The following is a 12,635-nucleotide window of genomic DNA, read 5'->3' as shown; positions in this document are numbered from 1 at the left end:
ACCCATCATGACCAACGCTGTCATTGTTTCAACTGCTCGCACACCCTTGGCCAAAAGCTGGCGCGGTGCTTTCAACATGACCCACGGCGCCACTTTGGGCGGCCACGCGGTCAAACACGCTATCGCCCGCGCTGGCATTGACGCCGCACACGTTGAAGACGTCATCATGGGTTGCGCCAACCCCGAGGGCGCGACCGGCGCCAACATCGCCCGCCAAATCGCCTTGATGGCCGACTGCCCCATCACCGTGAGCGGCCTGACTGTCAACCGTTTTTGCTCGTCGGGTTTGCAAACTATTGCCTTGGCTTCACAGCGCGTGATTGCCAGTGAAGGTGATGTGTATGTGGCCGGTGGCGTGGAAAGCATCTCCTGTGTGCAACAAGAGATGAACCAACACATGTTGATGGACCCCGCGCTCAACAAAAAGAAGCCCGAGATTTACTGGAACATGCTGCAAACCGCCGAACAAGTGGCCAAGCGCTACAACATCGGGCGCGACGTCATGGACGAATACGGTGCGGCCAGCCAGCAAAAAGCCTGCGCGGCGCAAGCAGCAGGCAAGTTCAATGATGAAATCGCTGCCATCACGGTGCAAGCCGGTGTGGTCGACAAAGTCATGGGCATGATGACCAAGCAAGTCACCGTCAGCGCCGACGAAGGTCTTCGCGAAGGCACCACGGCTGATGGCATTGCCGGCATCAAGCCCGCCATGCCCGGTGGCGTGATTGCCGCAGGCAACGCCTCACAGTTTTCCGATGGCGCGGGTGCCTGTGTGGTCACCAGCGAAGCCTACGCCGCCAAACACAACTTGAAACCCTTGGGCCGCTTCTTGGGCTTTGCGGTGGCGGGTTGCGAGCCTGACGAAATGGGCATTGGTCCGGTCTATGCCATTCCCAAAGTGTTGAAACGTTTGGGCCTGTCCATCCAAGACATCGATTTGTGGGAACTGAACGAAGCCTTTGCGGTGCAAGTGCTGTACTGTCGTGACAAATTGGGCATTCCCCCTGAGTTGCTCAATGTCAATGGCGGCGCCATTGCGGTAGGTCACCCCTATGGTGTCAGCGGCCAACGCTTAACCGGTCACGCCCTCATCGAAGGCAAGCGTCGAGGTGCCAAACGCGTGTGCGTGACCATGTGCATTGGCGGGGGCATGGGTGCGGCGGGCATCTTTGAGGTGCTTTAAGTCGCGCACCGGACACCACATACCCAACCCGTCCTGAGTGGCGGGTTTTTTCTTTTAAAGTCCAGCCATGGCCCTCAGAGACACCGTTGATTTTTTGCTGTACGACTGGCTGATGGTTCATGGCTTGACGTCGCGAAGCAGGTTTGCCGACCATTCCCGTGAAACTTTTGATGCGGTCTTGGATACCTGCGAGCGCATCGCCCGCGACAAGTACGCGCCATTCAACCGCACGGTAGATATTCAAGAGCCCTCATTTGATGGTGAAAAAGTCATACTGCCTGACTGCACCCAATACGCCCACGATGCTTATGTGCAAAGCGGTATGTTGAGCGCGGCCCAAGACCACGACATCGGCGGTATGCAACTGCCCTACACCGTCGAGGCCGCAGCCAATGCGTTTTTCGCTTGCGCATCCGTCAGCATAGGCGGGGGCATGTTGACGGTGGGCAACGCCAATTTGCTTATGAAGCACGGCAGTGACTTGCAAAAGACCATTTTTGCGATCAACGAGTTCAACGGCCGCTTTGCCGGCACCATGTGTTTGAGCGAACCGCAAGCGGGTTCGTCCTTGTCCGATGTGGCCACCCGCGCCACGCCCGATGGTGACGACCACGCACAAGACCCCTTGGGACCACGTTTTCGCCTCAAGGGCAACAAGATGTGGATTTCAACTGGCGACCACGAGTTGACCGAGAACATCATCCACTTGGTGTTGGCCAAAATTCCAGGCCCTGACGGCAAACCCATCGCCGGCACCAAAGGCATTTCGCTGTTCATCGTGCCCAAACATTTGGTCGATGTCCAAGGGCAACTCACGGGTGAACGCAACGACGTGGCGCTGGCTGGGTTGAACCACAAACTCGGCTGGCGCGGCACGGTCAATACCTTGCTTAACTTTGGCGAGGGCAAATACCCGGTGCGGGGTTCATCTGGCGCCATTGGTTACTTGGTGGGCGAGGCTGGCAAGGGCTTGCAATGCATGTTCCACATGATGAACGAGGCCCGCATTGGCGTGGGTTTGGCCGCCACCATGCTGGGATTGGCGGGTTACTACGCATCGCTGGACTACGCCAAAACCCGCACCCAAGGTCGGCCTGTGGGGCCAGCGGGCAAAGACCCCTCCAAGCCACCCGTGCGCCTCATTGAACACGCCGACATCAAGCGCATGTTGCTGGCGCAAAAAGCCTATGGGGAGGGCGCTTTGGCGCTGGGGTTGTACTGCGCTCGCTTGGTCGACGAGTTGCACACCGGCGACGCCACGCAACAAAGCGACGCCCAATGGCTGCTGGAGGTGCTGACCCCGATTGTGAAAAGCTGGCCCAGCGAGTGGTGTTTGGAGGGCAACAGCTTGGCCATCCAAATCCATGGTGGCTATGGTTACACCCGCGATTTTCCGGTCGAGCAGTATTGGCGCGACCAGCGCCTGAACATGATCCACGAAGGCACCCACGGCATCCAAGCCATGGACTTGCTCGGACGCAAAGTGCTATTGGAAGACGGGCGCGGCTTGAAACTGCTGTCGCAACACATGTTGGCCACCGTGGCCCAAGCACAAGCGGCGAACCCTGAATTCAAACCCCATGCCCAAGCTTTACAACAAGCGGTGCAACAGCTGAGTGATGCCACCCAAGCAGCTTGGTCAGGTGGCGAACCCGCTGTGGCACTGGCCAATGCCGTGCCGTACATGCAGGCTTTTGGCCACACCGTCATTGCTTGGGTGTGGCTGCAAGTGGCCATGTCTTCACAAGGCGAGGGCGACGCCAACCTGGGTCGCAGACAGGCTTGCCAGTTTTTCTTTCACTACGAATTGCCCAAAATTGGCGCTTGGTTGAACGTGGTCAACAGCCGCGACAACACCTGCGCCGATACGCCAGAAGCGGCGTTTTGAGGCCACGGCACAATGCCCATTCGTTTCAACTTTACCCAGCCCCATTTTTCTGCGAGACCGCCACATGACCCGCACCGTCACCCAACTCTTCGATTTAACCGGCAAAACCGCCTTGGTCACAGGCGGTTCTCGGGGCTTAGGTTTGCAAATGGCTTATGCCTTGGGCGAAGCGGGTGCCAAGGTCATGATCAGCGCCCGCAAAGCGTCCGAGTTAGAGCAAGCCGCCGCAGAACTGAAAGCCGCTGGCATTGATGCACATTGGATGGCGGCGAACTGCGCCGACCCCGATGATTTGCAAACACTGGGTGCACAAACTTTGAAACAATTTGGCCATGTTGATGTGCTGCTCAACAACGCTGGTGCTGCATGGGGTTCGCCTGCCGAGGACCACCCTTTGGAAGCCTGGGACAAGGTGATGAACCTGAATGTGCGTGGTTATTTCATCCTCAGCCAGTACATTGGCAAGCACAGCATGATTCCTAGACGCAGCGGCAGCATCATCAATGTGGCCTCCATCACCGGTTTGGGGGGCAACCCCACAGGCATCAACACCATCGCCTACAACACCTCCAAAGCTGCGGTCATCAATTTCTCATGCGCCTTGGCTGGCGAGTGGGGTGTTCATAATATCCGCGTTAACTCGATTTGCCCAGGCTTCTTCCCCAGCAAAATGACTGCGGGCACCTTTGAGACCTACGGCGAAGATCTATTGAAGTCCAGCGCCCCCTTGCGGCGTTTGGGCGACAACGAAGACTTGAAAGGCATCACGGTGCTTTACGCATCGGATGCTGGCAAGCACATCACCGGCCAATGGCTGGCGGTGGACGGCGGCGTGAGCTGCATCACCAGCGGATAAAACAGGAGACTTCCATGCCACACAACCCCCAAATCCATTTGGTCAGCCGCCCCACAGGCGAACCCTCTGCTGACAACTTCAAACTTCTCACCTTGGACACGCCCGCTTTGCAAGACAAGCAGGTGCTGGTCAAGCACGAGTACATGAGCCTTGACCCCTATATGCGTGGCCGCATGAACGACGGCAAAAGTTATACCGCTCCCCAAGCCTTGAACGCCGTCATGGTCGCTGGCACCGTTGGCGAGGTGGTCGAAAGCCGCCATCCCCAATTTGCCGTAGGCGACAAGGTGGTCGGGATGGGCGGTTGGCAAACCTACAGCGTGGTGGATGCCGATGTACCGGCTGCGCTTCGCAAGATCGATACCATCCACGTGCCCATCAGCCACTTTTTGGGTGCTGTCGGTATGCCAGGTGTGACCGCATGGCACGGCTTGGTTCGCATCATCAACCCCAAAGCAGGTCAAACCTTGACGGTGAGCGCTGCCAGTGGCGCAGTGGGCAGCGCCTTTGGTGCCTTGGCCAAAGCCCGCGGTTGCCGCGTGGTGGGTTTTGCGGGAGGCCAAGACAAGTGTGATTACGTTGTGAAAGAACTCGGCTTTGACGCTTGCATCGATTACAAACAGCACAGCGACTACCTGTCCTTGTCTAAAGCCTTGAAAGACGCATGTCCCAACGGCATCGACGGCCACTTTGAAAACGTGGGTGGCATGGTTTTGGATGCGGTCATGCTGCGCATGAACGAGTTCGGCAGCATTGCAGTGTGCGGCATGATCGCCGGCTACAACGGCAAACCGATTCCCATGACCAACCCTTCCTTGATTTTGATGAGCCGATTGAAAGTGCAAGGCTTTATCGTGAGCGAACACCCTGCCGACTGGCCTGAAGCTTTGAAAGAACTGGGCGCAATGGTCGGCAGCGGAAAGTTCAAACCCCGCGAAACCGTGGCCCATGGTTTAGCCAATGCACCCGAGGCATTTTTTGGTTTGCTCAAAGGCAAAAACTTTGGCAAGCAAGTGGTGAAAATCTGATGTCCGCACTGATTCTTCACCACTACCCCACCTCGCCCTTTGCTGAAAAAGTGCGTTTGATCATGGGCTATAAAAAGCTGTCTTGGCAAGGTGTGACGATTCCCATGGTCATGCCCAAACCTGACCTCATGCCATTGACGGGCGGCTACCGGCGTACCCCTGTGTTGCAAATTGGCGCTGACATTTACTGCGATACCAGCCTGATTTGCACCATGTTGGAACACGCTCAGCCCAACCCCTCTTTGTATGGCTCACATGCCAAAGGCTTGGTTCGATCCTTGGCGCAATGGGCCGACAACATTGTGTTTCCCGCTGCCATGGGCTACAACTTCCAACCTGCAGGTGCTGCTCATGTGTTTGCCAGTACCGATCCCGAGGTGGTGAAAGTGTTTGCTGCCGACCGCCAAGCCATGCGTGGCGGTGCATCTCGTATGCCCGCCGCAGACGCCACAGGCGCCTATAAAAACTACCTGCGCCGCGTCTCCAGTATGTTGGAAGGCAAGGACTTTCTACTGGGTGCACAGCCTACTTTGGCTGACTTTTCTGTCTACCACTCGGTGTGGTTCACGGTGGTTAAAGTCCCTGTACTGGCGGGTATTTTGGACACCACCCCCTTAGTGAAAGCCTGGGTTGAACGCATGCAAGCTTTTGGCCATGGCAGCAGCACAAGCCTGAGCGCCACCGATGCGCTGAAGGTCGCCCATGAGGCCTCGCCTTTGGATGTGAGCAAAGAGGTGTTTCAAGATGAGCACGGCATTCCTTTGGGCACACAGGTTGTTGTGCATGCGGAGAGTTTTGGCACCGAACCCACTCAGGGCGAGTTGGTGGCTGCCACGCGTACGCGTTTTAGCTTGCGCCGCCACGACGCGCTTACAGGCACTGTGCATGTGCATTTCCCTCGCAACGGATTCATCATGAAAAAGGCAGAGGCATGATTTCTGATTTCAAAGGCAAAACCGCTGTCTTGACAGGCGGCGCTTCGGGTTTCGGTTTGGAATGCGCCCGCATTGGCGCCTCGCTGGGCATGAACCTGGTGTTGGTGGATGTGCAAAAAGACGCCCTCAAAGTTGCACACGACGAAATGAAAGCTTTGGGTGTTCAAGTCATGGCCAAGCGTGTGGATGTTTCCAACGCCGAGGATATGCAAGAACTGGCCACGGCGGTGCAAGAGCGCTTTGGCGCTCCGCACTTTGTGTTCAACAACGCCGGTGTGGGTGCGGGCGGCTTGGTCTGGGAAAACTCAGTCAAGGACTGGGAGTGGTTATTGGGCGTCAACCTGTGGGGCGTGATTCACGGGGTACGTTTGTTCACCCCCATGATGCTCGAAGCTGCCAAACACGACCCCGCTTACCAAGGGCATATTGTCAATACGGCCAGCATGGCGGGGTTGCTGACTCCACCCAATATGGGCATTTACAACGTCACCAAGCACGCGGTGGTGGCTTTGACCGAAACCCTTTACCAAGACCTGAAGTTGGTCAACGACCAAGTCAGTGCCTCTGTGCTGTGTCCTTACTTTGTGCCTACGGGTATCAACCAAAGCGAGCGCAACCGCCCTGAACATTTAAGCGCACAAACGCCCACGCAAAGCCAATTGATCGGTCAGGCCATGAGCGACAAGGCCGTGAGCAGCGGCAAAGTCAGCGCAGCGCAGGTGGCACAAATGGTGTTTGATGCCATGAAATCGGATCAGTTCTATGTGTACAGCCATCCCAAAGCTTTGGGAAATGCCCAAACCCGCTTTGATGCAATTGTTCATGGAAACAACCCGCCTGACCCGTTTGCGGAGCGCCCCGATATAGGTATAACACTTAGGAATTCATTAAAACAATAAATGTGTATAATGTATTCATTTATTTCACCAAAACTGAAAAAATGAATACTTTCAAAAAAACATTTGCCGATTCAAATAAACCTATAAATATAGCGTTTTTAGCACTTTTTCTGCTGTTTGTAGGCGCTGCCCTTGCGTTCGTCAACCCCGTTACACCGCGCCTCAACAGCGACCTTATGGCCTTTTTCGGGCTGAGCTTGTTCGGCTTGGTCAGCTGTTACGGTCTGCCAAGGCACTCTGAGCACATTGAACTGGGTTCACTGGGTATTTTGTGTGGCGTTTGGCTGTTGTGGGGCTTTGTTCAATACATCGCAGGGGTCAACACCGCATATTTTTGCTATTTACTGGTATCCCTCTCTTACCTGTTGGCCAGTGTGTTGCTGTCTATCTGGGTCAAGATGTGGCTACAAGCTGGGCTGGGCAGGGCGCTGGCGCAAGCGGTCATGAGCTGTGTGTTGGTAGCTGGTCTGATGCAAGCCGCAGGCATTTGGCTGCAAATGCTTCAGCTGGAAAGCTGGCTTAGTCCGTGGCTGAACACTTCGGCATCGTTTCCGCGCCAAGGTGGTTTTTTAGCTCAACCTAATTTAAGTGCCAGTTTGATGGTTTGCGCACTGGTTAGCTTGGTATTTGTGCATCCTGAGGAGGGGCAAGAAAGTGCTCAACCTTCAGCATGGCGCTTGATCGCCATGGGCTTCATGATGGTGGCGATTTATGCCACCAGTTCACGCACCGGCTACTTAGAGATAGCGATGCTCAGCGCAGTTTTCGTGTGGATGCGCCATCGCCTAGGCCTCTCCATAGTCTGGGTGGCGATGATTGTCTGGCAGCTGTTGGCCATAGGCGCGGGGGAATTGCTCTCCAATTATGGTCTGATGTCAGGCCAATTAATGGATGACTCACGCAAAGCCGTGGAAGCTTCCAGCAATCACCGTCTTCGGATATTGAAAGATGTTTGGCTATTGATCCAACACCATCCTTTCATGGGTGTGGGCTGGCGTCAACTGCAAGTCAGCGAGGTGCTAAGCCCCAGCATCGACGAACCCGTCGACCATGCGCACAACCTGTTGGCCCAAGTGCAAGTCGAGTTAGGTATCTTTGGCACACTGTCTTTGCTGGGGTTTGCAGCCTATTGGTTGTTCAAGCAACAACCTTGGCGCAAGGTGGACGGCCCGCAACTGGCCATGCTGTGCATGGTGCTGGCATTGGGCATTCACAGCATGTTGGAATATCCCTTGTGGCATGCGCTGTTTTTATTCTTGTTTGGCTTTGCGATCGCCTTGCTACCCAACGACGCGATAGTTTGGCGCTTACCCTTGTGGGCAGTGAAGGCCTTGGGTATCGCCATGCTTTTTTTCACCGCATGGTTTGGCATCGACCATGACAAAGCTGTGAGCGCTTATGAGCGTTTTTCCCTCCAAAAATCATCACAAGAACAATACATAGCCGACAACCGAAGCGTATGGTGGAACCGTTTGCTGTTCCAAAGTGTTTTCATGGTCAACACCGTGGTCAATGACAACACACGAGAAGCGCTGCGCTCCATTGCCAAACAAAACGCCAATGTGTTTTCGCAAACTTTGTTCATCAACTTACCGCTACTCAAAATCACCATCCAAGACAGAGATACCGAGATTGCCAACCAATTGGCCAAGCGCATGTGCATGAACGTACCCAAAGAAACTTGGATGTCAATTCAAATACACTTGATGTCATTACAAGACCCAAGATACCAAGCGTGGTTCGCCCAGTTACCCCCCGACATCCAAGCCTGCAAACCCTGAGCGCTGTTTACCCGTGAAGGCCTTGCGCATTTACGCGGGGCCCACGGCGCGTCAGCATATTGCAGACAAAGGCTTGTTGCCCCAGCACATCAGCGTGGTGCCAGGGGCGGCGGGCGGCCCCAAGGGCTTGATCTTGGGGCCCATGGACCGCTTTTTGTTTGGCCATTGGCTTTCTCGCAGTGACCAGCCCATCGATCTGGTGGGTGCCTCCATTGGGGCATGGCGTTTGGCCACCGCCTGCTTACCGCGCCCCGAACAAGAATTGCTGGCGCTGGAAGAAGCCTATATCCATCAGCACTACCAACTCAGTGCCGGCCAGCGTCGCCCCACGCCGCACCAAGTCAGCACAGATTTCGCCGCCAATTTGCAGCGCTTTTACAGCGGACGTATTCACCAAGTGATTCAGCATCCGCGCTATCGCCTGCATGTGATGACCTCGCGCGGCTTGGGTTTGCTGTCAAAAGACAATGCGTGGCGAACACCACTGGGCTATGCCGCGGCCTACATCAGCAACTTTGTCAGCCGCCCCGCCATGGGCAAGTGGTTAGAGCGTGTGGTGTTTTCCAGCCCCTTCATGGGCCAGCCCCACCCACTGCCATTTGCAACCAGCGACTACCCCTCACGCCAACTGGCCCTGAGCGAAGACAACTTCATGGACGCAGTACAAGCCAGTTGCTCCATCCCTTTTGTGTTGGAAGCGGTCAAAGCCATTCATGGCGCACCTGCGGGTGCCTATTGGGATGGCGGTATCACCGACTACCACTTGCACTTGGATTACCGCCAAGCCAAGGGCTTGACGCTGTATCCGCATTTCCAAAAAGCCGTGGTGCCTGGCTGGTTGGACAAAAAGCTGACCAGCCGCCACCACGCCAGCGTGTTTTTAGACAGCACCATTTTGTTGGCACCTGACCCCGAATGGGTGAGCAGTCTGCCCAACGGCAAGTTACCTGATCGCAGTGACTTCACCACCTACGGCCAAGATTTGACCGCTCGGGTCAAGGTATGGAAACAAGCCGTGGGTGAGGCTGAGCGTTTGGCAGACGAGTTGGCCAACTGGTTGTTGCAACCCGACTTTGGCAAAGTCGAAGCCCTCTAAGGGCTTGCGTTACAAAGCGCAGACCATCTCTACATGCGCCATATTGGCTTCCATGAATACCTCGCCTTGGCGGCTAAAGCCTTGGCGGCGGTAGAAGTTTTCAGCGCTGCATTGGGCATGGAGCAGTATCTGTTTGTCACCACGCTCGCGGGCTGCGTCCATCAACGCTGACAAGACTTGATCGCCTAAACGCTGACCGCGCAGCACCCGTTTGACCGCCATGCGTCCAATTTTGGCCACGCCATTGGCCGATGGAAGCAAACGACCTGTTGCCACAGGCGAGCCTAAACGGTTGCACAAAACCGCGTGAACACAATGTTCATCGAGGGAGTCCCATTCCATGGCTTGGTCCACGCCTTGCTCTTGAACAAATACCTCGGTACGCAAGAGGCCTGTGAGCGGTTTCAATTGCGCCCAAGTGCCTAGCTGCAAGCTCGTCATAGGCTCGCCTTGCTCAAAGCCCAGCAAGGCATCGCGCAAAACCTGTGGCACGGGTTTGGAGGTTTGTGTATCGGGGTCGGCATAGACATACACCAACTCGCCTTTGACCAAAACTTGCTCACCACGAAATACCACGCCGTCAAACACTATGGAGGAGTTGCCTATGCGCGAACAACGCATACCAATGTGCAGCAAATCGTCGTAGAGCGCCGAGGCTTTGTATTCCAAGCTGGACTTGACCACAAACAAATCGCCGCCCATGCCGTGCAAGCTTTCCTCGTAGGGCAGGGCCAAGGCTCGCCAATAGTCAGAAACAGCGGTATCTAGGTACATCAGGTAGTGACCATTGAAGACGATTTTTTGCATATCGACCTCAACCCAGCGCACCCTGAGGGCGTGAAAAAAGCGAAAGTCTTGGCGGTTCATGGCGGGGGTGTTGTCCGTTAAAGTGGGGGGCATCCTACAACGAGCAGAGCGGGAAATCACCATGGCGAGTATTTTTTACATCACCCAAGTCCATATCGAATACGGCGCTTTGCAACGCTTGGCCGATGAGTGTCAGCGCATTGGGGTCTCGCGTCCTCTGATCGTTACCGATGCAGGTATCAAAGCCGCGGGTTTACTGCAACAGGCGCTGGATGCGCTCAAAGGCGTTTCGGTGACGGTGTTTGATGCCACACCGTCCAACCCCACCGAAGCCGCAGTTCGCGCCTCCACCGCTTTGTGTCTACAAAACAAATGCGATGGCCTGATTGCGTTTGGCGGCGGCTCCTCCATCGACTGCGCCAAGGGCGTAGCGATTGCTGCCACCCACGAGGGGCCGCTCACCACCTACGCCACCATCGAGGGTGGCTCACCCCGCATCACCGACAAAGTCTTGCCTCTGATTGCGGTGCCCACCACGGCGGGTACGGGCAGTGAGGTGGCCCGAGGTGCCATTCTCATTGTGGACGATGGTCGCAAGCTGGGATTTCACTCTTGGCATTTGGTGCCTAAAGTGGCTTTGCTCGACCCTGCGCTCACCCTGGGCTTGCCGCCCCTCTTGACCGCAGCAACAGGCATGGACGCCATTGCACACTGCATGGAAACTTTCATGTCCTCGGCTTTCAACCCACCTGCCGACGGTATCGCTTTGGACGGTTTGGCGCGTGGTTGGGCCAATATCGAACGCGCCACCCGTGACGGCAGCGACCGCGATGCACGCCTGAACATGATGAGCGCCTCCATGCAAGGGGCGATGGCGTTTCAAAAAGGTTTGGGCTGTGTGCATTCGCTCAGCCACAGTTTGGGCGGCATCAACCCCAAGTTGCACCACGGCACTTTGAACGCCATGTTTTTGCCCGCGGTCATTGCCTTCAATGCCCAAGCGCCTGCGATGCAAAAAGAACTTCGCTTGGCCCGCATGGCCCAAGCCATGGGTTTGCCCGAAAGCGCCAAACCTGCACAAACCCTAGGAGACGCCATCCACGCCATGAACGCTGTTTTGGGCCTGCCAAGCGGTTTAGCCTCGATGGGTGTGAGTGCCTTGCAGTTTGACGACATCATTGTGGGCGCTATCGCTGACCACTCGCACAAAACCAATCCGCGTGAAGCCTCGCCAGACGATTACCGCGTCATGCTGCAAGCGTCGATGTGAACAAGGAGAAAACCATGAGCACACATACCCCCGTCTCCCCTGAACTGGTGGCCCAACTGGGTCACTTTGGTGCCTTGCCACTGAGTAAAGAACGCTTGGCCGTGGTCGCCCCTTTGCTGGATGCGTGGCTGAAAGACGCCAACCAACTCAGCGAGAAAATGTCGGCCGCCCAACACCAAGCACTGGTGCCAGCGACGGTGTTCGCCCATCCCGGCAACCATGAAGGCGAGGGCGCAGCATGAACACCCCAAGCGAATTGTTAGAACTCAGCCTGACCCAAGCCGCTGCTTTGGTCAAAAGCCGCAAAGTCTCGCCGGTGGAGTTGGTCGACGCTTCTTTGGCGCGTATTGCCAGAATCGATGGCGATTTACACGCTTACATCAGCGTCTATGAGCAGGCGCGAGAGGTGGCCAAGGCTGCCGACATCATGCAAGCCGCGGGTCACGATTTGGGGCCGCTGCATGGCATCCCTATTGCACTGAAAGACAACATTGCTTTAAAAGGTTTGCGTACCACCGCAGGCAGCAAGGTGCTGTCCGATTGGCTGCCCGACCATGATGCCACCATCGCCTCGCGGCTTCGCGCCTCGGGTGCGATTTTTGTGGGCAAGCTCAATATGCACGAGTTCGCTTGGGGCGGCACCTCGGACAACCCGCATTACGGCGCGGTGAAAAACCCTTGGGACACCACACGTTTCCCCGCAGGTTCCAGCGGCGGCTCAGGCGTGGCGGTGGCAGCGCGTACCTGCTGGGGCGCCATTGGCACAGACACTGGTGGCTCCATTCGATTGCCCTCGGCCATCAATGGCATTGTGGGTATACGCCCCACCTACGGACGTGTCCGTCTTCAAATGGTTTGAGACAGATGGGCTAATTTCTTAAAGGAGAGATTG

General features: G+C 56.0%; 12 protein-coding genes. 11 read left to right on the top strand and 1 reads right to left on the bottom strand.

Features of this window, described 5'->3' with window-relative positions:
- The first annotated feature begins 7 nt into the window (after positions 1-7).
- The 8 genes from AC9UEO_RS07655 to AC9UEO_RS07620 all read left to right on the top strand — a co-directional run bounded on the left by AC9UEO_RS07655 (position 8) and on the right by AC9UEO_RS07620 (position 9,666).
- Entirely contained in the window at positions 8-1,183 is a 1,176-nt protein-coding gene (locus AC9UEO_RS07655) for an acetyl-CoA C-acyltransferase (RefSeq protein ID WP_509531741.1), read from the top strand.
- A gap of 67 nt (positions 1,184-1,250) precedes the next feature.
- Complete coding sequence (locus tag AC9UEO_RS07650) at positions 1,251-3,071, top strand: acyl-CoA dehydrogenase family protein (protein WP_509531738.1); 1,821 nt, start codon at positions 1,251-1,253, stop codon at positions 3,069-3,071.
- Between the two features lie 64 nt (positions 3,072-3,135).
- Complete coding sequence (locus tag AC9UEO_RS07645) at positions 3,136-3,927, top strand: SDR family oxidoreductase (protein WP_509531735.1); 792 nt, start codon at positions 3,136-3,138, stop codon at positions 3,925-3,927.
- 14 nt (positions 3,928-3,941) lie between these two features.
- Positions 3,942-4,955 (top strand): NADP-dependent oxidoreductase, encoded by a 1,014-nt coding sequence (locus tag AC9UEO_RS07640; RefSeq protein WP_509531732.1) that lies wholly within the window; start codon positions 3,942-3,944, stop codon positions 4,953-4,955.
- Positions 4,955-5,890, top strand: a complete 936-nt coding sequence (locus AC9UEO_RS07635) for a glutathione S-transferase family protein (RefSeq protein WP_509531729.1) — start codon at positions 4,955-4,957, stop codon at positions 5,888-5,890. Before AC9UEO_RS07640 ends, AC9UEO_RS07635 begins: the two co-directional genes overlap by 1 nt.
- Positions 5,887-6,789, top strand: coding sequence for an SDR family oxidoreductase (locus tag AC9UEO_RS07630; protein WP_509531726.1), 903 nt, complete (start codon positions 5,887-5,889; stop codon positions 6,787-6,789). Before AC9UEO_RS07635 ends, AC9UEO_RS07630 begins: the two co-directional genes overlap by 4 nt.
- Before the next feature lie 176 nt (positions 6,790-6,965).
- On the top strand, positions 6,966-8,570 hold the full coding sequence (locus tag AC9UEO_RS07625) for a PglL family O-oligosaccharyltransferase (protein ID WP_509531723.1): 1,605 nt from the start codon (positions 6,966-6,968) through the stop codon (positions 8,568-8,570).
- Between the two features lie 13 nt (positions 8,571-8,583).
- On the top strand, positions 8,584-9,666 hold the full coding sequence (locus AC9UEO_RS07620) for a patatin-like phospholipase family protein (protein ID WP_509531720.1): 1,083 nt from the start codon (positions 8,584-8,586) through the stop codon (positions 9,664-9,666).
- A gap of 9 nt (positions 9,667-9,675) precedes the next feature.
- Here AC9UEO_RS07620 and AC9UEO_RS07615 read toward each other — a convergent pair whose 3' ends face one another.
- Positions 9,676-10,533 (bottom strand): YbgC/FadM family acyl-CoA thioesterase, encoded by an 858-nt coding sequence (locus AC9UEO_RS07615; protein WP_509531907.1) that lies wholly within the window; start codon positions 10,531-10,533, stop codon positions 9,676-9,678.
- A gap of 61 nt (positions 10,534-10,594) precedes the next feature.
- Between AC9UEO_RS07615 and gbd the strand changes: the two genes are divergently transcribed.
- Genes gbd through AC9UEO_RS07600 form a run of 3 tightly spaced genes read left to right on the top strand, consistent with a single transcriptional unit; the run spans position 10,595 to position 12,602 of the window.
- Positions 10,595-11,743, top strand: coding sequence for a 4-hydroxybutyrate dehydrogenase (gene gbd / locus AC9UEO_RS07610; protein ID WP_509531718.1), 1,149 nt, complete (start codon positions 10,595-10,597; stop codon positions 11,741-11,743).
- Positions 11,744-11,757: 14 nt separating this feature from the next.
- Positions 11,758-11,985: a hypothetical protein gene (locus AC9UEO_RS07605; protein WP_509531715.1), complete on the top strand. Its 228-nt coding sequence runs from the start codon at positions 11,758-11,760 to the stop codon at positions 11,983-11,985.
- Positions 11,982-12,602: an amidase gene (locus AC9UEO_RS07600; protein WP_509531709.1), complete on the top strand. Its 621-nt coding sequence runs from the start codon at positions 11,982-11,984 to the stop codon at positions 12,600-12,602. Before AC9UEO_RS07605 ends, AC9UEO_RS07600 begins: the two co-directional genes overlap by 4 nt.
- Positions 12,603-12,635 lie beyond the last annotated feature (33 nt).

It is taken from the genome of Limnohabitans sp., from assembly GCF_040401495.1.
Lineage (GTDB): Bacteria > Pseudomonadota > Gammaproteobacteria > Burkholderiales > Burkholderiaceae_C > Limnohabitans.
This window is presented reverse-complemented; position numbering and strand designations above follow the sequence as displayed.

Coding starts and splice junctions, on each gene's coding strand:
- AC9UEO_RS07655 (WP_509531741.1), top strand. CDS start 8: ATGACCAACGCTGTCATTGTTTCAACTGCTCGCACACCCTTGGCCAAA.
- AC9UEO_RS07650 (WP_509531738.1), top strand. CDS start 1,251: ATGGCCCTCAGAGACACCGTTGATTTTTTGCTGTACGACTGGCTGATG.
- AC9UEO_RS07645 (WP_509531735.1), top strand. CDS start 3,136: ATGACCCGCACCGTCACCCAACTCTTCGATTTAACCGGCAAAACCGCC.
- AC9UEO_RS07640 (WP_509531732.1), top strand. CDS start 3,942: ATGCCACACAACCCCCAAATCCATTTGGTCAGCCGCCCCACAGGCGAA.
- AC9UEO_RS07635 (WP_509531729.1), top strand. CDS start 4,955: ATGTCCGCACTGATTCTTCACCACTACCCCACCTCGCCCTTTGCTGAA.
- AC9UEO_RS07630 (WP_509531726.1), top strand. CDS start 5,887: ATGATTTCTGATTTCAAAGGCAAAACCGCTGTCTTGACAGGCGGCGCT.
- AC9UEO_RS07625 (WP_509531723.1), top strand. CDS start 6,966: ATGGCCTTTTTCGGGCTGAGCTTGTTCGGCTTGGTCAGCTGTTACGGT.
- AC9UEO_RS07615 (WP_509531907.1), bottom strand. CDS start 10,533: ATGAACCGCCAAGACTTTCGCTTTTTTCACGCCCTCAGGGTGCGCTGG.
- gbd (WP_509531718.1), top strand. CDS start 10,595: ATGGCGAGTATTTTTTACATCACCCAAGTCCATATCGAATACGGCGCT.
- AC9UEO_RS07605 (WP_509531715.1), top strand. CDS start 11,758: ATGAGCACACATACCCCCGTCTCCCCTGAACTGGTGGCCCAACTGGGT.
- AC9UEO_RS07600 (WP_509531709.1), top strand. CDS start 11,982: ATGAACACCCCAAGCGAATTGTTAGAACTCAGCCTGACCCAAGCCGCT.